The 23,096-nt window shown below is 64.3% G+C and carries 24 protein-coding genes; 14 read left to right on the forward strand and 10 right to left on the reverse strand.

Annotated features, from left to right (window positions below; translation table 11 throughout):
- Positions 1 to 35: 35 nt before the first annotated feature.
- Both WIMU1_RS05130 and WIMU1_RS05135 read right to left on the reverse strand, forming a co-directional pair.
- Positions 36 to 1,511 carry an NCS2 family permease gene (locus tag WIMU1_RS05130; RefSeq protein WP_062795364.1) on the reverse strand — a complete coding sequence of 492 codons (1,476 nt, stop codon included), beginning with the start codon at positions 1,509 to 1,511 and terminating at the stop codon, positions 36 to 38.
- 44 nt (positions 1,512 to 1,555) lie between these two features.
- Positions 1,556 to 2,239 carry a hypothetical protein gene (locus tag WIMU1_RS05135; protein WP_062795365.1) on the reverse strand — a complete coding sequence of 228 codons (684 nt, stop codon included), beginning with the start codon at positions 2,237 to 2,239 and terminating at the stop codon, positions 1,556 to 1,558.
- A gap of 280 nt (positions 2,240 to 2,519) precedes the next feature.
- Between WIMU1_RS05135 and WIMU1_RS05140 the strand changes: the two genes are divergently transcribed.
- Complete coding sequence (locus WIMU1_RS05140) at positions 2,520 to 3,236, forward strand: HemK2/MTQ2 family protein methyltransferase (RefSeq protein ID WP_116917435.1); 717 nt, start codon at positions 2,520 to 2,522, stop codon at positions 3,234 to 3,236.
- Positions 3,233 to 3,484: a CDGSH iron-sulfur domain-containing protein gene (locus WIMU1_RS05145; protein WP_062795366.1), complete on the forward strand. Its 252-nt coding sequence runs from the start codon at positions 3,233 to 3,235 to the stop codon at positions 3,482 to 3,484. The genes WIMU1_RS05140 and WIMU1_RS05145 overlap by 4 nt, the downstream gene beginning before the upstream one ends.
- On the opposite strand, the gene WIMU1_RS05150 is transcribed toward WIMU1_RS05145, so the two are convergent.
- Both WIMU1_RS05150 and WIMU1_RS05155 read right to left on the reverse strand, forming a co-directional pair.
- Positions 3,485 to 4,513 carry an iron-containing redox enzyme family protein gene (locus WIMU1_RS05150; protein WP_084247996.1) on the reverse strand — a complete coding sequence of 343 codons (1,029 nt, stop codon included), beginning with the start codon at positions 4,511 to 4,513 and terminating at the stop codon, positions 3,485 to 3,487.
- 76 nt (positions 4,514 to 4,589) lie between these two features.
- Positions 4,590 to 5,237: an NUDIX hydrolase gene (locus WIMU1_RS05155; RefSeq protein ID WP_084247997.1), complete on the reverse strand. Its 648-nt coding sequence runs from the start codon at positions 5,235 to 5,237 to the stop codon at positions 4,590 to 4,592.
- Positions 5,238 to 5,327: 90 nt separating this feature from the next.
- On the opposite strand from WIMU1_RS05155, the gene WIMU1_RS05160 reads away from it, so the two are divergent.
- Together WIMU1_RS05160 and WIMU1_RS05165 are read left to right on the forward strand one after the other, a co-directional pair.
- On the forward strand, positions 5,328 to 6,209 hold the full coding sequence (locus WIMU1_RS05160; protein ID WP_062795367.1) for an SDR family NAD(P)-dependent oxidoreductase: 882 nt from the start codon (positions 5,328 to 5,330) through the stop codon (positions 6,207 to 6,209).
- Positions 6,210 to 6,258: 49 nt separating this feature from the next.
- Positions 6,259 to 6,726 (forward strand): SRPBCC family protein, encoded by a 468-nt coding sequence (locus WIMU1_RS05165; protein ID WP_062795368.1) that lies wholly within the window; start codon positions 6,259 to 6,261, stop codon positions 6,724 to 6,726.
- A 17-nt stretch (positions 6,727 to 6,743) separates the two neighbouring features.
- Here WIMU1_RS05165 and WIMU1_RS26350 read toward each other — a convergent pair whose 3' ends face one another.
- Positions 6,744 to 6,914 (reverse strand): hypothetical protein, encoded by a 171-nt coding sequence (locus WIMU1_RS26350; RefSeq protein ID WP_165842540.1) that lies wholly within the window; start codon positions 6,912 to 6,914, stop codon positions 6,744 to 6,746.
- A gap of 86 nt (positions 6,915 to 7,000) precedes the next feature.
- Here WIMU1_RS26350 and WIMU1_RS05170 point away from each other — a divergent pair, with 86 nt between their 5' ends.
- From WIMU1_RS05170 to WIMU1_RS05200, 7 genes are all read left to right on the forward strand, one after another.
- Positions 7,001 to 7,702 (forward strand): hypothetical protein, encoded by a 702-nt coding sequence (locus tag WIMU1_RS05170; RefSeq protein ID WP_062795891.1) that lies wholly within the window; start codon positions 7,001 to 7,003, stop codon positions 7,700 to 7,702.
- 131 nt (positions 7,703 to 7,833) lie between these two features.
- On the forward strand, positions 7,834 to 8,823 hold the full coding sequence (locus WIMU1_RS05175; protein WP_062795369.1) for a glycoside hydrolase family 26 protein: 990 nt from the start codon (positions 7,834 to 7,836) through the stop codon (positions 8,821 to 8,823).
- On the forward strand, positions 8,820 to 10,064 hold the full coding sequence (locus WIMU1_RS05180) for a PP2C family protein-serine/threonine phosphatase (protein ID WP_062795370.1): 1,245 nt from the start codon (positions 8,820 to 8,822) through the stop codon (positions 10,062 to 10,064). The genes WIMU1_RS05175 and WIMU1_RS05180 overlap by 4 nt, the downstream gene beginning before the upstream one ends.
- A complete protein-coding gene (locus WIMU1_RS05185; protein ID WP_062795371.1) occupies positions 10,061 to 12,040 on the forward strand; it encodes a glycosyltransferase in 1,980 nt (659 codons plus the stop codon). The genes WIMU1_RS05180 and WIMU1_RS05185 overlap by 4 nt, the downstream gene beginning before the upstream one ends.
- Positions 12,040 to 12,378 (forward strand): STAS domain-containing protein, encoded by a 339-nt coding sequence (locus WIMU1_RS05190; RefSeq protein ID WP_062795372.1) that lies wholly within the window; start codon positions 12,040 to 12,042, stop codon positions 12,376 to 12,378. The genes WIMU1_RS05185 and WIMU1_RS05190 overlap by 1 nt, the downstream gene beginning before the upstream one ends.
- Positions 12,368 to 12,793, forward strand: coding sequence for an ATP-binding protein (locus WIMU1_RS05195; protein WP_062795373.1), 426 nt, complete (start codon positions 12,368 to 12,370; stop codon positions 12,791 to 12,793). Before WIMU1_RS05190 ends, WIMU1_RS05195 begins: the two co-directional genes overlap by 11 nt.
- A gap of 103 nt (positions 12,794 to 12,896) precedes the next feature.
- Positions 12,897 to 14,138 carry an alpha/beta hydrolase family protein gene (locus WIMU1_RS05200; protein ID WP_062795374.1) on the forward strand — a complete coding sequence of 414 codons (1,242 nt, stop codon included), beginning with the start codon at positions 12,897 to 12,899 and terminating at the stop codon, positions 14,136 to 14,138.
- Between the two features lie 12 nt (positions 14,139 to 14,150).
- Here WIMU1_RS05200 and WIMU1_RS05205 read toward each other — a convergent pair whose 3' ends face one another.
- The 3 genes from WIMU1_RS05205 to WIMU1_RS05215 all read right to left on the reverse strand — a co-directional run bounded on the left by WIMU1_RS05205 (position 14,151) and on the right by WIMU1_RS05215 (position 18,198).
- Positions 14,151 to 15,206, reverse strand: coding sequence for a PHP domain-containing protein (locus WIMU1_RS05205; protein WP_062795375.1), 1,056 nt, complete (start codon positions 15,204 to 15,206; stop codon positions 14,151 to 14,153).
- Positions 15,203 to 17,458, reverse strand: a complete 2,256-nt coding sequence (locus WIMU1_RS05210) for an MMPL family transporter (protein WP_062795376.1) — start codon at positions 17,456 to 17,458, stop codon at positions 15,203 to 15,205. Before WIMU1_RS05210 ends, WIMU1_RS05205 begins: the two co-directional genes overlap by 4 nt.
- Positions 17,459 to 17,583: 125 nt before the next feature.
- Complete coding sequence (locus WIMU1_RS05215; protein ID WP_062795377.1) at positions 17,584 to 18,198, reverse strand: TetR/AcrR family transcriptional regulator; 615 nt, start codon at positions 18,196 to 18,198, stop codon at positions 17,584 to 17,586.
- A gap of 109 nt (positions 18,199 to 18,307) precedes the next feature.
- On the opposite strand from WIMU1_RS05215, the gene WIMU1_RS05220 reads away from it, so the two are divergent.
- Positions 18,308 to 19,306: an oxygenase MpaB family protein gene (locus WIMU1_RS05220; RefSeq protein ID WP_062795378.1), complete on the forward strand. Its 999-nt coding sequence runs from the start codon at positions 18,308 to 18,310 to the stop codon at positions 19,304 to 19,306.
- Between the two features lie 94 nt (positions 19,307 to 19,400).
- On the opposite strand, the gene WIMU1_RS26100 is transcribed toward WIMU1_RS05220, so the two are convergent.
- Positions 19,401 to 19,559: a hypothetical protein gene (locus WIMU1_RS26100; RefSeq protein ID WP_157366784.1), complete on the reverse strand. Its 159-nt coding sequence runs from the start codon at positions 19,557 to 19,559 to the stop codon at positions 19,401 to 19,403.
- A gap of 1,328 nt (positions 19,560 to 20,887) precedes the next feature.
- Complete coding sequence (locus tag WIMU1_RS05230) at positions 20,888 to 21,241, reverse strand: hypothetical protein (protein WP_062795379.1); 354 nt, start codon at positions 21,239 to 21,241, stop codon at positions 20,888 to 20,890.
- Positions 21,242 to 21,381: 140 nt separating this feature from the next.
- On the opposite strand from WIMU1_RS05230, the gene WIMU1_RS05235 reads away from it, so the two are divergent.
- Together WIMU1_RS05235 and WIMU1_RS05240 are read left to right on the forward strand one after the other, a co-directional pair.
- Positions 21,382 to 21,630, forward strand: coding sequence for a helix-turn-helix domain-containing protein (locus WIMU1_RS05235; RefSeq protein WP_062795380.1), 249 nt, complete (start codon positions 21,382 to 21,384; stop codon positions 21,628 to 21,630).
- Between the two features lie 176 nt (positions 21,631 to 21,806).
- Positions 21,807 to 23,018: a hypothetical protein gene (locus WIMU1_RS05240; RefSeq protein WP_062795381.1), complete on the forward strand. Its 1,212-nt coding sequence runs from the start codon at positions 21,807 to 21,809 to the stop codon at positions 23,016 to 23,018.
- Positions 23,019 to 23,096 lie beyond the last annotated feature (78 nt).

The raw sequence follows: 23,096 nt of genomic DNA on the forward strand, positions 1-23,096 counted from the left end.
CTGCCAACTAATTGGCCATGCGGCCCGGCAGCGAGCTACCCGATGAGCGCTTCGATGGGTTCCTTGGCGAAGTACAGGGCGAACAGCGCGGCCACCAGCCAGAGCAAGGGGTGGATCGACCGGATCTTGCCCCGTGCGGACGCGAGCACCACCCAGGTGATGAAACCGACGCCGATGCCGTTGGCGATCGAGTAGGTGAAGGGCATCACCACGATGGTGAGGAAGCAGGGCAGCGCGTAGTCGAACCGGGTGAGGTCGACGGTACGGATCTGCGCGATCATCAACGCGCCCACCACCACCAGGGCGGGTGCGGCGGCCTCGAGCGGCACCACCGAGTACAGCGGCGTGAAGAACATGGCGACCAGGAACAGGACCCCGGTCACGACGTTCGCCAAACCGGTCCTGGCGCCTTCGGCGATGCCCGACGCCGATTCGACGAACACGGTGTTCGACGATGCCGACCCGGCGCCACCGGCGATGGCCCCGGCGCCCTCGACCACAAGGGCCTTGCCGATGTTCGGCAGATTGCCGTCTTTGTCCGCGAGCTCGGCCTCTTTGCCGAGGCCGGTCATCGTGCCCATGGCGTCGAAGAAGTTGGAGAGCACCAGTGCGAACACGAGAACCGACGCCGAGAGCACGCCGATGCGGGTGAACGCCCCGAAGAGGTCGACGTCGCCCACGAGGTCGAGGTCGGGCATTCCTCCGACGGATGACGGCCAGTCGGGCACGTTGAGATTCCAGCCCTTGGTGTCGGTGACCGAGGGCCCCAGGTCGGTGAAGGTCTGCACGATCATGGCGACCGCAGTGGTGATCACGATGCCTATGAGCAGACCGCCCCGCACCTTGCGCACCACCAGGACACCCATGAGCAGCACGCCGAAGACGAAGATCAGGGTCGGCCAGGTGGCCACGGAGTTGTCGATACCCAGGCTCACCGGCACGGTTGTGCCCGCCGCGTCGGGGATGCGTTTGACGAAGCCGGCATCCACCAGGCCGATGAAGGCGATAAAACATCCGATGCCGGCCGCGATCGCGGCCTTCAGTTCTGCAGGGACGGCCCGGAACACCGCGGTCCGGAATCCGGTGACGGCCAGCGCCACGATGATGATGCCGTCGATGACGACAAGCCCCATCGCCTCGGCCCAGGTGACCTGCGGCGCGATCGACACCGCGAGCAGGCTGTTGATTCCCAGGCCGGCTGCGATCGCGAACGGATAGTTCGCGACCAGTCCGAAGATGATGGACATGATGCCGGCGACCAGAGCGGTGACGGCCGCAACCTGTGCAAGGGGGAGAACGTCTCCGAGGACGTCGGTGTTCTTGGAGTTGCCCGGTACCCCGCCGATGATGATCGGGTTGAGGACCACGATGTAGGCCATCGTGAAGAAGGTGACGAGACCGCCGCGAATCTCCCGCGAGAGTGTCGAGTTGCGCTCGGTGATCTTGAAGAAGCGGTCGAGTGCAGGGAGGCGATGTTCCGAGGTGCCGGTTTTCTCCTGGTCCAACGACATGTTCTTCGGCCCCTTCGCGACTCGACCAGATTGCCGTGCTCACCTCACCCTTCGGCGGCACGCCCCTTGCGGCTGTAACGATAGGCGAGCTTACGGGTACCTGATAGCCAGTTGGGTTCGGGATCAACGTCTCTGGTGGTGTTCACCGTGGGATCGAAACCGATGTTCGGGTAGTCGGCCTCATCGGCAGGTTCGGAGAGCGTCAACCGGGCGAGCGGCTTGAAAGGCCCCGTGCCGTGGGCCTGCTCGATGTCGAAGACCAGGCCGGCACCGTTGATCTGTTTGTGGAAGTTCTCCAGGGAGACGCTGGCCTGCGGTGTCTCCGGCGCAACCCGTGCCCGGAGCCACCAGCTCCCACCGTCGTGATGCAGCGGCTGCAGGGAGGAGAGGACGGCGCTTCCGAGGGCGCGAGCGGGGAAGGGGATGGTCCTGGCGATCGGATTGGTGCCGGCCGCGCTGGCGAGCAGCACGTCCCACGGCGCATGGTCGCCTGGATGCGGCGGCATCCGGATGGCAAGGCCCAGCACATCGGGAACCGTTCCGGGCATCCCGACACCTTTGGACACCCGGGCCACCACGTCGGAATCGGCGATCGGCAACCCGACACCGTCGGCGGCCATCCTGGTGAGGGTGCCTTTTGCGAGCACGCCGTCGGGATGGAAAAGGCGAGCGCCCCGGAGAGCGGCGCCTGCCTGAATGGGAAGGCCGGCTATGTCGGAAACCTTCATCGCGCTCCTTCATCACTTGGGGGAGGTGGCGCTGTCCCAGGGCAGTTACCCGACGGCCGATGTGGGCAAACGCCCGGATGACTCGGTGGCTGCCGGTCACCCCGGAACGGGAATGTCGAGCCGTTCGGGGCAATATGCTCGGACGGCAAAGCGCACGGTGTGTTTACCGCCCACAGGTAGGGGGCATAAGAGACCCATGGCGGCCACGGCGATCAGCGTCGGCGGCCTCGAGACCGCAAAGGCCCACAACATGACAATGCTGCCAGTTCGGGGTGTCCCGATGCTTGCCAACTACGTGTCGGACCCTGTCGACGAGGCCGTGGCGGCCTTGGAGGCCATCGAGGTGCCGAACGGCGTGTACAAGCCGCAGGAGGACTCGCGACTGCTGCTCGCGGCCATGGCCGGTCTCGGAATGGTGCAGGGGCGACGGGTGCTCGATCTGTGCACGGGAAGTGGTGTGCTCGCCGTCGCGGCCGCACGGATCGGTGCCGCCGAAGTCGTCGCGTACGACATCTCGCCCAAGGCAGTGCAGTGCACTCTCGACAACGCGGAGGCACAGGGACTTGTCGTGGACGCACGGCTCGGTTCGCTGGAGGAGGCGCTCGAAGCCGGCCCGTTCGACCTCGTGGTCTCGAACCCGCCCTACGTACCCGCAGACCGTCTCTCGACAGCGACTGTGGGACTGACACATTCATGGCACGGTGGCCGCGATGGCCGCACGTTGCTCGACCCGCTGTGCGTCGCGGCCCCGGACTTGCTTGCCGACGACGGCACGATCATGATCGTCCAGTCGGAGTTCGCCGACACCGAGAGTTCGCTGGTCGAACTGCGTGCAGGTGGCCTCAACGCCGACGTCGTTGCCCGCGAACGCATTCCGTTCGGGCCGGTCCTGATGCAGAATGCGCGCTGGCTCGAGTCCCTGGGCATGCTCGAACCCGGTTGCCGCGAAGAAGAACTCGTGGTCGTCCGGGCGCACAAGGCCGCCGGTGGGCGATGACAGTTCCTGACAAGGGAACCGTTCCTGACAGGGGAAGAGGCGGCGATCGCCGGGTGATCCGGGTGGTGCAGGGTGGCCCCATCATGGTTCAAGGACCGGTGAGTATCGAGATGCCCGACGGCAGCACCGTCAATTCTGATCGGTTCATGGTCGCTCTGTGCGCGTGTAAGCGCAGCAAGACATACCCGCTCTGCGACACCAGTCATCGCGGCCGCAAGAAGATCGTGCGTCGCGAAGACCGGATCTGATCAGCTGATCGGTTCGAGCAGCGAGCACTTTCCTTCGGTCCAGCTCTTCATCAGTAGCGCTGCGAGTTTCTCCTCGAGGAAGTCGAATGCGCGAATCCCGAAGACCACGTCGGATTCGAGTTCGGGCTCCCGTGCCAGCAGGTCACCGACCACCTCGTGGCGCAGCACCTGCTCGTGAACGGCGTCGGCCTCCACGTGTTCGCGGTAGAACCGAATGCACTCGTCTGGCGCGTCGAGACGCTCGAGAGCCTGCGCCAGCCGGCGTGAACCAGGCGAGGACGTGATCTCGGTGGCCGCGAAATGCCCGACCACCGCGCCCCGCAACGATCGGTGTAGCCCGAGCATCGACATCAGGTTGACCAGCGCCAGGGACTCGCCGGGGACGATCTCCAGGTAAGCGAGGTAGTCGGAGTCGAGGCCGGCGGCATCGAGTAGGTCGGCGTACAGCTGCTGGTGGACGTTCTCGCCGCGACCGCCACCGAACTCGTCGAATTCGACGGCGACAAACGACGCTTTGGCCTGGCCCGTGAGGCGGGGGATCGCCCACGCATGGGGATCGGCTTCTTTCAGGTGGTACACCGAGCGGTGCACGAAGTACTCCTGCAGCTGATGCCACGTCCCGACGTCGCACAAGTAGTACGAAGGTCCGCTGCCGTCCGGGGTCTCGATAGAGAGCGCCTCGATCTCTGCGGTGGCGTTGTCGCCCGGCTCCACGTCGGCGCGCAATGCATTCATGAACTTCTTCTCCAGGCGGCCGCGCAGCCGGAGGAGTTCGGGGTTCCATTCCCAGGCGTCGTCGACTCCGATGAACCCGCGGTAATGCAGTTCGTAGCAGACGTACAGTGCCAGCTGGAGATCACGACCGTACGGTTCGGTGTCATAGGCGGAGTCGTCGAGTGAGAGCAGCGACGTGGATGTCTCGGGATCGCGGGACAACGCCGAGACGACCGCCGCCGAGAGAGGACCGGCAGGCTTCGGCAGGTCCCGGATGATCGAACTGGACGATGAAGTCTTCAGCGGTGCGGTCACGATGTTCGCCTACCCTTTCGGTGCTGTGCGGAAACCTCATGGTGACGAGGGGTACAGCCGGTTCTGGGCACCCGGATCAACGCCATGCGAACACCGGCTGCTCGAACCCGTCGACCCGGGTGTGGCGTCCTGCCAACACGACTTCGGCGAACTGGTAGATCACTGCGGCCGTGGGTGCGTGCACCAGCGATCCCACCAGCGGGAGCTGGATGACCGGCTTGTCCGACTCCGGGATGCTGATGAACCGCGGCGTCACCATCAGGTCGGACATCGGGATGAAGAACAGTTGGGCCACTTCGCCGGGGTTCGGATTGGTCTCGCGGTCGGGGCCTGCCCAGCACACGATCGGGGTCATCACGTACCCCGATCGGGTGGCGTAGTCGTCCAGGCGGCCCAGTACCTGCGTCTGATCGACGTGGACGCCGAGCTCTTCGTGCATTTCGCGTAACGCTGCATCGGCGTGGGTTTCGCCGGCCTCGAGACGTCCGCCGGGGAGCGCGAACTGGCTGGGGTGTTCGCGCATCCGCGAAGGACGTTTGGTCAGCCAGATGCCGTACTCGCCGTCGCGACTGGTCACCGCGATCGCCACAGCGGCGGCCCGGACGCCTTCGGTGAGGTCGGCGGTGGCGTGGTCGAAACCGTCGAGACGGTCGACGATGGTCTGGCGGACCGCGTCCGGGCTCAATCCGAGGTCGCCGTCGCCCCTCGTGTTGTTCACGCTCATGGATTCACTGTGCCGTATCGGCCGCCCCGGTGTGTCGGCGCAGGGACCAAACCGAGCCCACCGGTGGTGTTGCGGGATACGGTCGACGCCATGGCAACACAGTGGCTACCCGACCGGCTCGGTGTCGTGAAGGGCAAACGGGTGGTGGTCACCGGGGCCACGAACGGGGTCGGATTCGCCACCGCCCGAGCACTCGCAGGTGCCGGGGCGCGTGTGGTCCTGGCGGTCCGTGATGCCGAACTCGGTGCCCGGCGCGCGGTGGAGATCGGCGGCGACACCGAGGTGGTCCGACTCGACCTCGCCGACCTCTCGTCGGTGCGCGATGCCGCGGCGAACCTCGACGGGCCGATCGACGTCCTGATCAACAACGCCGGGATGGTCCCGACGACACGCGCTGACACCGGCGACGGATTCGAGACCGCCATCGGCACCAACTTCCTCGGACCGTTCGCCCTGACCAACCTGCTGCTGCCGCAGATTCGTGAACGGATCGTCCTGGTGGCCTCAGACGCACACCGATCGGCGACCATCGACCCCGACGACCTGCATCTGCGCAGCGCACGGTGGTCGCCGCCCCGCGCCTACGCCCGGTCCAAGCTGGCCGTGATGTTGTGGGGCCTCGAACTCGACAAGAGGTTGCGCCACAGTGGTTCTCCCACCACGGCGATGCTCAGTCAGCCTGGTTGGGTGGCGTCCAACATCTCGAACAAGCCCCGGCTGGGTCCGGTACACAAGGTGGTGAAGGCCGCAGCGACCCTCGTCGCCAACGACATCGATGCCGGCGCAGCGTCCACGCTCTACTGCCTGACCGAACCGATTCCACCAGGCAGCTACGTGGGGATGGACGGGCTCTGGGCGCTGAAAGGGTCGCCGGTGCTGTCCGGTCGATCGTCCACCGCCTGCGACTACGACCTGGCCGGCGATTTGTGGCGTGCCGCCGAACGTGAGACCGGGACGAAATACCCGCTCTGAGAATGCGTTCGACGCGCATCGACCAGTGGTCGCGGCGTACGTTGGCGCCATGGCAGATACAACTGTGACAACAATTGACTCCGGCCCCCGCAAGATCGCCCGGCAGGTGGTGGTGAAGGCACCCGTATCCGAGGTCTTCGCGCTGGTCGCCAACCCTCACCGGCACCCCGAACTCGACGGATCGGGCACAGTCCGCGACACCCCGGTCAAAGGACCCGACCGGCTGAGCCGGGGCGCGAAGTTCAGCGTCGGCATGAAGCAGTACGGACTCCCGTACAAGATCACCTCGACCGTGACCGGCTTCGAGGACGACAAGCTGGTGGAGTGGCAGCATCCGCTGGGTCACAAGTGGCGGTGGGAGTTCTCGTCGCTCGGCCCCGACACCACGCAGGTCACCGAGACGTTCGACTACAGCAGTGCGAAGTCGCCCAAGATGCTCGAGGTCTTCGGTTTCGAGAAGAAGAACGGCTCCGGCATCACCGGCACACTCGAAGCTCTCGCTGCCCGTTTCGCCTGACGGCACAGCAACTGACGTCACCGGTTCGGGGCGGTGCCCTCGGCTTCCTCGTACCGCTGGTGCAGGCGGGCCCGGATGTCGTCGGCCGTATAGGCGTTGCGCTGGCGGACGTCCCGCCGCACCAGGACTCCGCTTGCGGCGACACCTACGACACCGGCCAAACCGATCCACTTCCAGGCGTTGCGCACCGGTAGAGCGTACCGGCGCCGTGATGCTGCGGGGGTCGACGTGGCGCGTTTAGGCTCTGCGTGTGCATTCCCAGCGGCCTGCGGCCATCTCGCTCGACGAGGCGCTCGACTCCACCCGGACCGGAGATGTGTGGCTGTTCCGGGGGCGGTCGGGTCCCGACCGCGCCATCCAGACCCTCACCAACAGTCCGGTGAACCATGTGGCGATGGCGGTCGCGCTCGACGACCTGCCGCCGTTGATGTGGCACGCCGAGTTGGGCAACAAACTCACCGACATGTGGACCGGCACCAACCATCGAGGCGTGCAACTTAACGACGCCCGTGAGGCCGCCGAGCAGTGGATGCAGAAGTACGGTCAGCGATGCTGGATCCGGCAGCTGACGCCGTATGCGGCCCGGGAACAAGAAGATCTGCTGCTCAAGGTGATCGCTCGAATGGACGGCACCGCGTTCCCGACGACTGCCCGGCTTGCCGGCCGATGGTTCAAGGGGCGCGTTCCGACGATGAGTGACGTCACCCGCGGCGTACCGGTACTCGACGACAAGGTGCGGAGTTCGGCGGACCGACGACGTGCCGCGAGGCGTGGGACAAAACAATCGAAGGTCGGGCTGGAATCGGCATACTGCGCCGAGGTGGTCGCGATGACCTACGAGGAAATGGGTTTGCTCGCCACCGAGAAAGAACCGAATTGGTTCGACCCCGGCCGGTTCTGGAGCGGCGACTCGCTGCCGCTGGCCCCCGGTTATGCACTCGGTGCCGAAATTGCGGTCGTGCCGGCCACGCCGTAGACCGGGGGTTGCCCATACCTAATCGGGATAAATCAGGAACAATGGCACGTGCGTCTCGTCGGGGAAAGGGACGCCGCCCGCGAATCGTGTAGCCGAGCGCGGTGGGCGGTACTCATCGACAGGGGTGGTGCATGCGTTCGTCGCCGACGATTCAGTTGACTGCGATGATCTGCAGTGTGCTGGTGGCATCCACCGGCCTGTTCGCATGTTCGAGCGATTCGCAATGCACGGTCGACACCACATCTTTCGACAATTCCGCGGACACCTGTCTGCGGTTCGGCGTCGGTACTCCGGGCGGCTTGTCGGCCGGTGAAGAGGTGGCCGCGGTGGCCGGCCTGGTCGGTGAACAGCCCAGCATCGTGCTGGCTTTCTCCGACTTCACGGCGGCTCCTCCGATCGGTGGTCTCGATGTGGTGCGCGGCGCGGGCGCCGACCCGATCGTGACCTGGGAACCCTGGAAGTATCTCGGCGGCGACAGCTACGACCGGTCTGCTTTCACGATGGCTTCCATCATCTCGGGAGCCCACGACGACTACCTGTATCGATGGGCCGACGAATTGGCGGCCTGGGGCCAGCCGGTCTACCTGCGCTTCGCCCACGAACCGAATGGCACCTGGTATCCGTGGAGCCCGGCCGGCGGCACCTCTCCGCAAACCTATGTACAGGCGTGGCGGCATGTACGGAACATCTTCGCGACGAAGAACGTGCAGAACGTCCGATGGATATGGGCGCCCAATGTTGTTCTCGCCGGCGAACAATTGGCGGACTGGTATCCAGGTGACGATGTGGTCGACGTCATCGGGGTGGATGGATACAACTGGGGCACCTCGATCCCCGATGGAAAGTGGACCGCGCCGGAGGACTTGTTCGGGGAATCTCTGGACCAGATCCGAGACGTCGCCGCCGACAAACCCATTCTTGTCACCGAGGTCGGCAGCGCGGAGCAAGGTGGTTCCAAACCCGACTGGATCAAAGACCTCGTCGCTTATCTGGGAGGAGCAGCAAACGTCTCAGGATTTGTGTGGTTCGACTACAACAAAGAGGCCGACTGGAGGATCGAGAGTTCTCCCGGATCAGCAGCGGCGATGACCGAAGCACTGCAGAAAGCGTTGAACCGATGAGTATCGACACCGAGATCGCCGAGATCCAGCTCGTCCTCCCGCCCGAAGTCGAGGAGAAGCGTCTGCGCTCTCTCGACCAGCTCCAGATCCTCGATTCACCGCCAGAGGATCGATTCGAGCGGGTCACCCGGATGGCCCGGCTCATCTTCGGGGTACCGATGGCTTCGGTCGCGCTGCTCGATCGAGACCGGTTGTGGTTCAAGATGGTCGAAGGATTGCCGCTGACTCAGGTGCCGAGGGCCGAGACTGTGTGTCAGACCACGGTGGCACGTATGTATACCCAGCCGGCCGACCCGGCGCTCATCGTCGATGACCTCGAACGGGTACCGGAGTTCGCCGCGCTTCCCGGCGTCGGTGGTGATGGCGGCGTGAGGTTCTACGCCGGCTACCCCCTGTACGGCCCGGGTGATCAGCCGGTCGGGACGTTCTGCGTCTATGACACGAAGCCGCGAACTTTCGACGAATCCCAGCAGGCGACATTCCGTGAGCTCGCTGCGTGGGCCCAGCGGGAGCTCGAGCGCGCCGACGACCTGGATCGAGCGGCCGAGGTACAACGTCAGTTGCTGCCACCGCCACTCGAAGGCGTCGATGGTTACTCGGTTGTCTCGATGTGCAAGCCGGCCTATGCGGTCGGCGGCGACTTTTACGACCACTACCTGCTCGACGGCGGTGCCATGTTCACGGTCGCCGATGTGATGGGTAAAGGACTGGGCGCGGCGATCCTCACAGCAAGTGTGCGGGCTGCCTTGCGGGGAGCGTCACAGGCCCTCGACGACGTGAACCCTGGGATCAGTCCCGCCGAGGCCGTGACGATGGTCGCGGGTCATCTCGACCGCGACCTCGCCGAGACCGAGAGCTTTGTGACACTGTTCCACGGCCGGTTGACCGCATCGACCGGCCGGGTCGAGTACATCGATGCCGGGCACGGCCTTGCGCTGGTTGCCCGGGCTGATGGCAGCGTGGAGTCGTTACCCGGATGTGGTCTGCCCCTCGGTGTGCTGCCCCGGGATTCGTGGAAATCCGACACCACGACTCTGCTACCGGGGGACACCCTTGTGATCGTCTCTGACGGGCTTCTCGATCTCCTGTCCGAAGACAGTGAGACCGAGACGGTGCAGGAGTTCGTTCGGCAACACCCCGACTCCAGGTCGCTGTGTGCCGCGGTGACGGCCTTGGCCAACGCAAGCGCGCCGCTCGACGACGTCACGATGGTGGCGGTGCGCCGGGACGACGCCGGATGACGCATCGCCGCGTCGCGACCGAACCCGACCTCGGTACCACTCCATCACCCTGGTTGCGCCTGCTGATCGTGGTGACCGCCATCCTCGGCATCAACTACGTGGTGTGGCGGTGGCTGGCCTCGATCAACTGGGAGGCGTGGTGGATCGCCGTCCCGTTGGTGATCGCCGAGACGTACAGCCTGATCGACTCGTTGCTGTTCGGTCTGACGATGTGGCGGCTGCGCAGGCGCGGCGATCCGGGCGACCCACCCGAGGGGGCAACGGTCGACATCTTCATCACCACCTACAACGAGCCCTTGGAGATGGTGATGGAGACGGCCAATGCCGCTGTGCGGGTCGAATACCCGCACACCACATGGATTCTCGACGACGGCGACCGCCCGGAGCTCGCGCAGATGGCCAAGGAGAACGGCATCGGCTATCTGACCCGCACCGAGAGCTGGGTCGACAAGCCACGGCACGCGAAGGCCGGCAACCTCAACAACGCGCTGCTGCAGACCGACGGGGAGTTCATCCTCATCCTCGACGCCGACCAGATCCCCGAGCCGCAGATCCTCGACCGAACCCTTGGCTACTTCAAGGACGAGAAGATGGCGTTGGTGCAGACGCCGCAGTACTTCGTCAACGTGCCGCCGAACGATCCACTCGGCAGCCAGGCACCTTTGTTCTACGGACCGATCCAGCAGGGCAAGGACGGTTGGAATGCTGCGTTCTTCTGTGGCTCCAACGCGGTGTTGCGGCGTGAGGCCCTGATGCAACTCGGCATCACCGGATATGTGCGTGCCATCGAAGAGGGCATCGAGGAATCGCTGCGCGCAGCGAAAGCGGTCCTGAAGAAGACCCGCAAACAGGTGAAAGACGACAACCCCGAGGCAATCGTCGCGCTGGATGCGGTGGACGAGGCCGTTCGGATCGCCCGGGCCGATCTGAAGGCGAAGAAGCCCCTGGCCGACGTGACATACGACTTCCAGCAGCGGGTCGACGCGGCCGCGAGAGGGCTGGTCGAATCCGACATGGAGATGATGCGGGCCGACCTCGAGGCGATCGCCGCACTCAACGAACTGGCCGAGCAGGAGTCGGGCGCAGCGCCTCTCGACGAAGATGCGTTCGCGGCCTTGGCCGGTCGTGATTGGTCACCACTGGGCGCTCTCGAGTCCATTCGGGCGATGATCCGCGCGGTGGATGTCGGGCGCGACGACGAAGCGCAGCCGATGCTGCCGCTGGCGACGATCTCGGTCACCGAGGACATGGCGACCTGCATGCGACTGCACGGAATGGGCTGGCGGTCGGCCTATCACGACGAGGTGCTCGCGCTCGGACTCGCACCCGAGGACGCCAAGACGATGATCACCCAGCGACTTCGTTGGGCGCAGGGCACGATTCAGGTGATGCTGCGGGAGAATCCGCTGATACAAAAAGGTTTGAGCATCCCGCAGAGGCTCATGTACTGGGCCACCATGTGGAGCTATCTCGCCGGGTTCGCGGCCATCGCATACATTGCTGCGCCGGCGATCTATCTGATCCTCGGCATACTTCCCGTGCAGGCGTTGAGCTTCGACTTCTTCGTCCGGTTGATCCCGTTCCTCTTGTTCAATCAGCTGCTGTTCTTCATCATCGGGCGAGGTAGGTCCACCTGGCGGGGGCAGCAATACAGCCTGGCGTTGTTCCCGGTGTGGATCAAGTCCTGCACCACGGCATTTCGCAATGTCTACTTCAAACGCCCACTGGGCTTCGCGGTGACGCCGAAGACCCGGCAAGACCAGGAGGCGGTGCCGTGGCACCTCATCCGGCCCCAGCTCGTCGCCATGACCGTGTTGGTGGTGGCGTCCCTGATCGGGATCGTGCAGCTCTATCGTGGTTCGATCTCGGTACTCGGTGTCGGTGTGAATCTGTTCTGGGTGCTGTTCGACCTCGTGGTACTCAGTGTCGTGATCCAAGCGGTCCGCTATCGCGGGTCGACCACAGAAGGAGAATGATGACCAGCTACGAAACGCGCACCACCTCTGGGGGTGCCGTGGTACTCCGGCCGGAGGGCAGGCTCAACATGGTCGCCGCCCCCGCGATGCGCGAGCAGTTGCACAAGCTCGTGGAGTCTGGGTCGACCAAGATCGTCATCGACTTGTCGGCCACCGATTTCATCGACTCGTCCGGTCTCGGTGCGCTCATCTCGGGTTTGAAGGTGGCGCGGCAGGCAGGCGGTGATCTGCGGATCGCAGCCCCGTCCACGCAGGTGGAGTCGGTGTTGTCGTTGACCAATCTCAATCGGGTGCTGCGCTCACACCCCTCGGCGGACAGTGCATTCGATGCCGACTGACAACCCGCCCGGCGTGCGGGTGCTCGAGGAGTTCGCTCAACCGGACACGGTGGAACGGGTGCACCAGCTGTGGTCCGAACTGCTGACAGCCGAGCCGGTAGACGACATGGACGCGATGCAATTCGAGTTGGCGCTGGCCGAGATCGCGGCCAACATCATCGAGCACGCAGAGAAGACCGATGGTGGGCAGGTGTCGATCCGCCTCGAATTGGAGCTCCGGCCGGACAGCATTCAGGCGAGGTTTTCCGACGACGGGAAGCAGGCCCGTGTCGATCTCAAGACGGTCGAGCTTCCCGATGAGTTCTCCGAGCGTGGCCGGGGACTGGCCATCGCTCTCACCGTTCTCGACGAACTGTCCTATCGGCGGGCAGATCACCGGAATCACTGGACGCTGGTCCGCAACCGAACCCTCTGACATCGGATAGGAACAGACACCCAATCTTTTTCCGCTGTACTCCTTTTCGGCGGCCGACGGGTTACCGTCGTAGTGCCAGTTGTCGTCGAAAGGCTTGTCAGCGATGCCGTCCCTGCCGTTTTCCGCTCACCCGTACGAGGCTTTCAACGCAGGTTTCTACCGCAGTCCGGACCGCGATTTCGAGGTCAGGCTCGTCTTGGGTCAGTCCGTCTACGGTGCCGCCGACATCGGTGAGGTGCTCTCGGCCATCGCGACGGTGGGGGAGAGTGCCCATCAGGAGTGGTTCGATGCGTGGGTCGGGCTCGGCGACCGGATCACGGCGCTGGCCGAGGCGGGGCGGGCTGCCGGCCACGATCTGAGCGCTGCCCGTGCGTATCTGCGCGCCGCGACGTACTACGCCACGGCGGTCAACTCGGTTGATGAACTCGACTCCGAGGATGCGCTGCTGCCGACGTTCCGCAAGCACCGCGACTCCTGGGACGCTTTTGTCGACGCCACCCCGCACAAGACCGAACGGGTGGACATACCGTACGAAGACACCACTCTTCCCGGATACTTCTTCCAGCCACGGCATTCCGGCGACGGCCCTCGCCCGACACTGATCCTGAACAACGGAAGCGATGGCCCGATCAGCAGTCTGTGGACTTGCGGCGGGGCAGGTGCCCTCGAGCGTGGATACAACGTGCTGTTCTTCGATGGGCCGGGCCAGCAGTCGATGTTGTTCGAACGGTCGGTGCCCTTTCGTCATGACTGGGAGGCCGTGATCACGCCGATCGTCGACTTCCTGGGCGCCCGTGCCGACGTCGACGAATCGAAGATCGCCCTCTACGGCATCAGTCAGGCCGGATACTGGGTTCCGCGCGCACTTGCATTCGAGCACCGGCTGGTCGCGGCGATCGCCGACCCGGGCGTTGTGGACGTGTCGGCGTCGTGGTTGGCGCACATGCCCAAGAGCATGATCAAGCTCATCGAGCAGGGCAATCGCGAGAAGTTCGACCGCAACATGGCCACCGGGATGAAGTTCTCCAAGAAGAACTCTCGGATGTGGAACTTCCGGGCGCGTCCCTACCAGAAGGACACCTACTTCGACACGCTCGCAGAGGTGCTCAAGTACCGGATCTCCGATGACGAGGCGGCAGCCATCACCACGCCGCTGTTCATCACCGACCCCGACGACGAACAGTTCTGGCCAGGACAGTCAAAGGCCTTGGCCGACAAGCTGAACGGCAAGGTCGTGTTGTCCCACTTCACGGCGGACGAGGGAGCCAACTTTCATTGTCAGCCGCTCGCCCGCGCGTTGACCGATCAGCGCATGTTCGATTGGCTCGACGACATCATCTCGTGACGCGGCTCGGGCTCAGTTGCGCGAGCCGGCGGCCCACTGCAGCACCTCGTCGGCCGGCCAGGTCGTGACGATGCGCTCGGGGGGGATGCCGTGTTGCTCTGCCCGTTCGCATCCGAGGGCCTTGAAGTCGAGTTGGCCTGGTGCGTGCGCGTCGGAGTCGATCGCGAACAGACAGCCGGCCTCCATCGCCAATTCGATGAGTTCGTCTGGGGGATCGACTCGTTCAGGGCGCGAGTTGATCTCCACCGCGGTGTTGGATTCGGCGCATGCCTCGAACACCGCCCGGGCGTCGAACACCGACCTGGCGCGTTTGCCCCGCCCCCCGGTGACGAGTTGCCCGGTGCAGTGGCCGAGCACGTTCACGTAGGGGTTGCGCACTGCGGCGACCATGCGCCGGGTCATCGGTCCGGCATCCATCTTCAACTTGGAATGCACCGACGCGGTGACGATGTCGAGTTCACCCAGCATCTCTTCGGTCTGGTCGAGCGACCCGTCGTCGAGGATGTCGACCTCGATGCCGCGGAACAGGCGAAAACGTTCTCCGAGTGTGTCGTTGATGCCGTCGACCACGTGCAGTTGCTTGCGTAAACGTTCCACCGACAGGCCATTGGCGACGGTGAGCCGTGGCGAATGATCGGTCAGGGCCATCCAGTCCTGACCCAGGTCGATCGCGGTGAGCACCATCTCGTCGATCGGGGATCCGCCGTCGCTCCAGTCCGAATGGCTGTGCAGGTCGCCCTTGGTCATCGCGTAGAGGTCGGTGCCACCGGTGGCGAGAGGTGCGGATTGCTCGTCCTGCAACGCTTTCAGATAGTCCGGTACCTCGCCCGAGACGGCCTGAGTGATGACGGCGGCGGTGGTCTTGCCGATGCCGGGCAGGTCGGTGAGTGTGCGCCGCCTGACCTTGTCGGCCAACTCGTCGTCGCTGAGGCCTGCCACCACCTTGAGCGCTTTGCGAAATGCTTCGACGCGGTAGGTGCGTTCGCGAGCCCGTTCGAGGAGCAGGGCGATTCGGCGCAGAGCCTCCGCGGGCGCCACCGGTGCGGTCAACGGATCTATGGATCTCACTTCACCAGTTTGCCCTCCGCGTCCGCGGGGGCGCGCGGGGCGGTGTCGCGAGAGCCGTCGTCGCTCGACCGGACATCGGGGATGTCGTCATCGTGCGAACCGTCGACGCGGGGCAGCCAGCTCAACCAGGACGGGAACCACCAGTTGGCCTTGCCGAGGATCTCCATTGTGGAGGGCACCAGCAGCAATCGGACGATGCTGGCGTCGATGAACACCGCGACAGCGAGTCCGACCCCGAGGATCTTCAGGCTCCGATCGGGCATGAAGGCCAGCGACAGGAACACGCAGACCATGATGAGAGCGGCGCAGGTGATCACGCGGGCCGTGCTGGCAAGCCCTTCGGCCACCGACGTGGTGGCGTCCCCGGTCCGCTCGAAGCGCTCTTTGATGCGCGAGACGAGGAACACCTCGTAGTCCATCGAGAGCCCGATTGCCGTGACGAACAACATGATCGGTACCCAGGCATCGATGGGACCCGCCCGGCCGACCCCGAACAGTGAACCGGCCCAACCCCATTGGAAGATCGCGACGATCACTCCGTAGGCGGCGCCGAGCGACAGCACGTTGACGATCACGGCCTTGACCGGGACCACGATCGACCGGAAGGCCAGCACCAGCAGCACGAATGCGGCCGCCAGCACAGCTGCGATCGTCCACGGGAGCAACTCGAGTGTGATGTCGGCATAGTCGATCGCGCCGGCGGTGATGCCGGTGACACTGACCGAGATGTCGGAGTCGGGTCCCAGGCTGTCCGGGATCACCTCGCTGCGCAGGCGTTCGATGAGTTCGGTGGTCGCCTCGTCCTGCGGCCCGGTGGCCGGGTTCACCGACATCACGGCGATCTGGCTGCCGTCGACCTGGCCGACGGGGATGGGGGGAGTGACCCCACCTTGCGCGACATCGGGATCCGCCTGGATCCGCTCCTGCAACGTTCCGAGGGCCGCCTGCGGGTCGGTTCCGTCGGGGTATTCGGCGACCAGCACGAGCGGGCCGTTGGCACCGACACCAAAGCCTTCGGTGACGTAGTCGTAGGCGACGCGGGTGGTCGCGTCGGTCGACCGGTTCCCCGCGTCGGAGAAACCGAGGCGGAGGGAGAACGCCGGGATCGACAGGATCACCAGGATGAGCACCGCGGTGGCCACGCCGACCCACGGTCGCTGTTGGATGCGCCGGCTCCACTTACTCGCCCACACGCCTTCCAGGGCCTTGTCGGGGTCTTTGCCGCGGCGTTTGCGCAACCAGTGCAGAGACAGGCTGTTCACCCGGGTACCGATCACCGACAGCAGCGCGGGCAGTAGCGACACCGACGCGATCAGCGTGCCGAGAATGCCTGCGATGGCCGCGAACGTCAGTGACGGTCCGAGGTCGCCGCCGGAGATCAGGATGCCGCACATGGCGATGATCACCGTGCAGCCTGCGAACACAACCGACCGTCCGGCTCGTAGCATCGCCGTCCGGACCGCCGCGTCGGTGTCGAGACCTTCGTGAAGCCCCGAGCGGAAGCGGGTGACGATGAGCAGTGCGTAGTCGATGCCGACGCCGATGCCCAGGATCATCGTCACCGAGATCGCGAAGTTGGGGACATTCATGACGTTCTGGAAGAGGAACAGCACGGACGCGCCCACCCCCACGCCGAACAGTGCCGAGAGGATCGGCAGGCCGGCGGCGATCACCGAGCCGAATGCGATCAGCAGGATTATGAGAGCCAGCAGTACGCCGATGCCTTCGGATGTCCCACTCGGCGGCACCTCGTCGAAGCGCGGATCACTGAATTCCACTGCCACGCCGGGGATGTCGGCGCTGTCTGCGATCTCCTTGATGGTGTCGACGCGGTCTTGCACCACCGAGTCGGTCCCGGTGCCGAGGTCGAGGGAGGTGATGGAGATGCGTCCGTCCGGTGAGATCTGTGCACCCTGTCCATAGGGGTCGCCGACGGTCACGTCCGAGGAACTCGAACGGATTTCGCCGGCAAGGCCTTCCACGGCCTGGGTCACCTCTGCGTTGCGGACACCGCCGGGGATGTCGTTAGACGCGGCTATGACGATCTGACCAGCGGTCGCCTGGTCACCTTGGCCGGCGCGTTCGAGGAGTTCACCGGCCTTACCCGACTCCGTCCGGGTGTCGTTGGTGAACGCTGTGGTGGTGGGGCCGGCCCACATGGCCGCTGCGGCGATCGCGGCGATCAGCACCGCAATCCAGGTGCCGATCACAAGCCATCGGCGACGGATGATGAATGACGTGTAACGGTCCATAGCGGTCGGCCTCCGGGGCGAGATGGCGAGCGGGACGAATCCCATCCTTGCCCAGGGGCCGGGACGGATCCATCAGGAATGACCCTGAGATCTCCCCGAATTCATCGGTGTGACCGACGAGAGGTCTACTTTTCTGCCGGCGCCGAGCGCATCACCAGACGAAACGCGTGTTTCACCACCGCGTCGAGGTCGTCTCCGAGGTGTCCTGCGAGCCAGTCCTGCGCGAGTTCGGCCATCGCGCCGGTGTACATCGCCGCGCCGACCCTGGTGGCCACGGGATCTGAATCAGGGAACACCTGACCACTTTCGGTCAGCACCAGTTCACGCAGAACATCTTGTGCCACAGCGCGTCTCGCCGCCAGGACGGGATTTGCTCGGGCGTCGGTGAACAGCACCCGGCCGCGGCGTGGGTCTTCAGAGCTGAAGCCGAGGACCGCCCGGATGCCGGCACGCGTGCGGTCCGGGACCGAATCGCCGGCGTCGGCCATCGCCTGTTCGACGGTTGTCGCCAGTGCAACGGCGACCCGGTCGTACACAGCGCCGAGCAATTCGTCGGTGTCGGCGAAGCTCTCGTAGAAGTAGCGGGTGTTCAACTCGCACTCGCGGCAGACCGAACGGACCGAGAGTGCGGCCTCGCCGCCCGACCCGAACAGCGCGAACCCGGCGTCGACGAGCAGTGTGCGGCGTTCGGCGCGACGATCGGTCAGCGGAACGCCGGCCCATCGGGTGGGGGTCGACATGGGCAAAGCGTACTTCCAGCCCCAGTCGAATCAAAGAGAAGTCTGGTCACGACCGTAACCAGACCCTATTGTGGAGACACACGTCGCCAAACCGAGAGTGAATCGATCCATGCTTGCTCTACTGCCGCACCAAGTAGCCGGCCAATGGCTCAATCAGCGCTTCGACAAGGACATCCGCAGCAAGTACTTCCGGGGCATGGAGTTCGCCGGTCCAGAAGGTGATCCGGGCTGGTTCGGCCCAGACAGTGCAACGTGGCACGTGCACTCGCACACGCCGGTGTTGATCTTCGGCCTGCAGTGCGCCTCGTACCTCGAACGGCTTGATCCCAGCATCTTCTGGATGGGCATGCACCATTCACGGCTGGTCCAGAAGGATGCTCGCGGTGAACCCACCGGACAACTGGACCCCGCCGGGCTCGCGGTGCGCCTCGGGCATTCGGTTGCCTTCTTCATCGGCACCGCCTACGGATCCACCGAGACCGCCGAACGTCTGGCCAAGACCGTGCGGTCGATGCACCACACCATCAAAGGTGTTCGGCCGGATGGTCTCTCGTACGATGCCGACGACCCGGAGTGGTTGCGGTGGAACTATGCGACGGTGGTGTGGGGGATTGCCACCGCACACGAGATCTACCATCCGAAGCCGCTGCGCGGGGCAGACCTCGACGAGTACTACCGCGAGTTCGTCCGGGTGGGGCACGCCCTGGGCGGTACGGATCTGCCGACCACCAAGGCCGAGACGCTCGACTGCCTGAAGTCGTACCTGCCCCGATTGGCGATGACACACGGGAATGCGGTGGCCACCGGCGTCAACCTCGTCGACCCTGTTCCCGCGGCGGTCGATTGGGCCATCCGCGACACGATGCCGACGTGGGCGGCCCAGCTGGTGATGTATCGCCCGCCCAATTCCCTCGAGCGCGCTGCGCGCCGAACCGCGGTCTGGAGTTCGCTCAATGGTCTACATCTGGCGATGGGAACCGCACCCGAGTTCGAGGAAGCCAAGGCGAGGGTTGCGGGCGGCACGACGTCGGCACACACGCTCCCGACGTATCAGTTGGGGACTGATGAGGTCCGCGATCGCGAGGCCATCGAAGCGAGCTTTGTCTGACGACGCGGTCTGACGGCCGTCCGTGGTGTGGCCAGTGAGGCAGCGGCGAGCCATGCCCGGGTGGCGCGTCGACACCCAGGCACGCGCCTCGGTGTCAGCTGCCGTTGGCGTAGAGCGCCAGGATGGGGCCGATGAATGCCAGCAGTGCGGTGAGGGCGAGTTCAGAAGACGACATGAAGTTCCTTTCGGCGATGTTCGAACTGATCTGATCGCCGATGCGCACTCTGCTCGGCGACCGGGATGACAATCGCATCCAGGCCGCCGTTTTGTCTGCGAAACAAACTGTCTTTCGTGCAGCAAATGTCGGGTTCAAAAGGGTGGTGCCCCCTCTCGGGCTCGAACCGAGGACCTGCGGATTAAAAGTCCGTAGTACAGGCAGAAACGCGCAGGCGCACAACCTGCGTAAATGCTCGTCTCAAGGGGCGGCAGAGCGTCTTGAACAGCGCAAATGGGGTCGGAAGAGGTCGCTTCCGGCCGGTTCGCGATCTGCTGAGGTCGGTCCGGTATTGCCCCCGGTCGCCGGGGTGATGCCGGGGTGATTGGCAGGCGTCTCGTCCTGGGCGGCGGCTCTCAGGGCGACAAGGTCACCGCGACGCTCTTCGATCAGCGCGCAACTTTCGAAGTCGACCACACCGACGGTGTGATCGTGCTCGGAAGAGCGCGGACAGCAAAGGATGCTCAGGCCCTAACCTAGGTTGCTTTACGGCGTTAAGTTTCTGGGGTGTAGTCGAGGCTCTCGGCGTCGGAATAGGTCCCGTCCGGCCTGGGGTACGTAGCGACAATTTGATCTCCGCTACGGTTCCGTGACCCACCGAACAGAAATCCAGAAGGTCCTGGAAAACTATGAAACATCCTGCTGACGTGCACCCCGAGGAACGACTTAGTTCCTCGTAGTTCCACAACGCGTAGCTCCCTCGATGTTGGCTCACCAGAGGGCGACGTCCCACCCTGTCGAATTCGCTTGTCCCCGGACTCCCCGTAGATGCCTGGCCGCCACCGTCCGTGGAGTAGCCACCCCTCCAACGAGTAGCCATTTGACGTACTTGGTGTGCATAGAAAGTCGCCCATATCTTCCTGACGGAACACCAAGTCGGACGTTCGCGGTACCTCGACCCTCTTGTAGTCGTGCAGGCCCCAGGCGGATATTCCAAACGCGGGGCCGGTCGGTACTCCCACATCGATTGGTACCGAAAATACGCCAATCCCCTTCGGGATTCCGAGTGGATTGATTCCCGACCGAATCTTCCCCTTGACCTCGCTACTGAACTGCACAAGACCGTCCCGATGATGCGACAGCTTGGCGCGGTCAGAAGCCGTGTAGTGAACGGCGTCGTCGGCCGATATCCATTTCCCCTTGCGAGGGCCGTAGCCAAGTCCTACGGGGAGCTTGAAGAGCCATCCTTCGCGGGCTTCGTGATATGGACAGAGCACCGAGTATCCGCCGTCTGCGAGTGATTGGATCTTGCACAGCGCCCGCAGCTGTCCGTCGTCTTCGATAACTACGCGCCAGCCTGAACCACTCATATCGCGATCATCGCACTGGCCACAGGCATCCTGCGCGGCCCCGGAACCTGCTGACGGTTAGTCCTTCCCGAGCCACTCGCGCCAGTCCTCGCGCTTTCCTGTTGTGGGCTTCGCTTTGGCGCTGTTGACCGTGATGTGGGTCTTGCATTGCCAGCAATCGAAGGTAGATCGGTTCCGCTCAATGTTCTGGCGGGCGTTGCAGCGAGGGCAGGTGACGGCTTTCATTCCAGGTGGCGCAGCGGGTGTGCCTGTGACGGCGGCAGCGATGACGATTCCGATGAGTCCGAGTAGGGCACCGACAAAGAAAAACGCCGCGAAGCTCCGGTCTTTGCGCGCGGCGAGCTCGGCAGCGATCCAGCCGCACGCGAACTGGACTACTGCGATGACAATAACGACTGCTTCTTCACTCATTTGCTAAGGCCTTCCGTCGTCTCCTTGGCGGGGCTCCTGGCCGCCGCAGGGAAGCATACGGTAAGAAATGGCGCCTGAGCTGGAGATACGACGTTTCTACTCTGGGCCGATGTGCGCTAGACGTATGAGCTTGCCTGGACATGTCTGCCACGCCGAAGCCGCCCCTGAACGCCACGCTCGCCGCGTTTGGCGCTCGGGTGCGTGCCCGAAGGGTGGAACTCGGTTGGAGCCAGGAAGACGCCGCGCAGGAGATCGGGGTGCACTGGACCTACTTGGGCCAGGTGGAACGCGGTCAACGCAGCGCCCGTATTGAGAACATTCTCAAGCTTTCAGCGGGTTTGCAGACCACGCCGGGGCAGTTGCTCGACGGCCTCGACGTCGAGGACTGATACGGAACGACCCTCGGCCCGGTACGGACTCACGGTCGCTATAATCGGCCTAGTCGATTCGTCGGAGACGGACGGCAGCAGTTCGTGTTAGTGCGGCGCAGAGCGCGCAGCTCCCGAGGCTGGTGGCCCGGAGTGAGAACACACCCTCATTTCAGTCATTCACCCTTGGAGCCCTCATGTCTCACAACTTGATCTATCCCAACGTCGATGCCTACCTCAAGCCGATCTTCGGCTCCGAACGTCCAGTGCGTCGAGGCATCAGCTCGCAAGGCGACGTTCTCGTCAACCAAACTGTCGATGGCATCGACCTTAACGAAATCTGGGACGAGTGGGCCGATGTCCTCGAGCTGTGGAACAGCGAACGAACGACCATCGCTTCCCTGCTCAGCTACTACACAACCCGAAAGGGGGAAGCGGTACCGCAGACCCTCGGTCAGATGAAGTTCGAGCAGGCATCTGAGTTCGGCGTTCCTCAATCGGGTCGCGCCGATGCAACACCGCTCCGCCTTGGCTACACCTTCGACGACTACGACCTGCGACTGGCCACGACCTGGCGCTACCTGCGAGACGCAGACTCCCGGCAACTAGCCGCGAACTTCACCGAAGCGATCGAGGCCGACAACCGCCTGCTGACCGGCTCCGTTCTGAGTCGGCTCTTCGACCCTGCCCCTTCTGCCAACGAAGACGCCACAACCGTCTACGGGCTGTACACCGGCGACGACGGCATCGCACCTCCGCCGTACATGGGCCGAGAGTTCCCGGTGGATACGACGCACTACTTCACCACCGGCACAACGGTTCTGGATAGCAAGGACATCGAGGATGCGATCAAAGCCATCACCAGCAAAGGCTACGGTCCTTCAGCAGGAGCTCAGCTGGTGATCTTGTGCAATGAGTTCGAAGCCGACGTGATCAGCACCTGGCGTCGCGGCGAGCCTTCCCGCGACGCCACTGCCGAAGAGTTGGCGGTAGACCCCGAGGCCAAAGGCCCGGTCGCCAAGTTCGACTTTGTTCTAAGCGCGTCTGCACCGGCCTACCTCACCGAAGAAGTCATCGTCGGCCAGCAAGCGCCGGGCAGCTACAAGGGGTTACCCGTTTACGGTTCGTACGGCGAGGCATTTGTTATCAAGACGAACTTCGTGCCAAATGGCTATGTGGCCGTGGTCGCTACCGGTGGCCCGAACTCGGAACTCAACCCGATCGCCATCCGGCAGCACCCGAACACTGCTTACCAGGGCCTTCGTGCGATCGGCGGCGCGGACCAATACCCACTGCAGAACAGCTTCTTGCAGCGTTCGTTTGGTGTGGGTACCCGTCGCCGTGGCGCTGCCGCTGCGATTCAGGTGACGACGGGTTCGACCTACGTTGCCCCAAGCTTCCCTGTCTAGCAGCACGCCGCAGCCGGTCAGCGATAGGTGTGCTCCCACCTACCGCTGGCCGGCTCGGCCTCCCTTGAAAGAGTGCGC

Origin of the sequence: Williamsia muralis NBRC 105860 (genome assembly GCF_001598915.1) — a bacterium.
In the GTDB taxonomy this organism is placed as follows: domain Bacteria; phylum Actinomycetota; class Actinomycetes; order Mycobacteriales; family Mycobacteriaceae; genus Williamsia; species Williamsia muralis.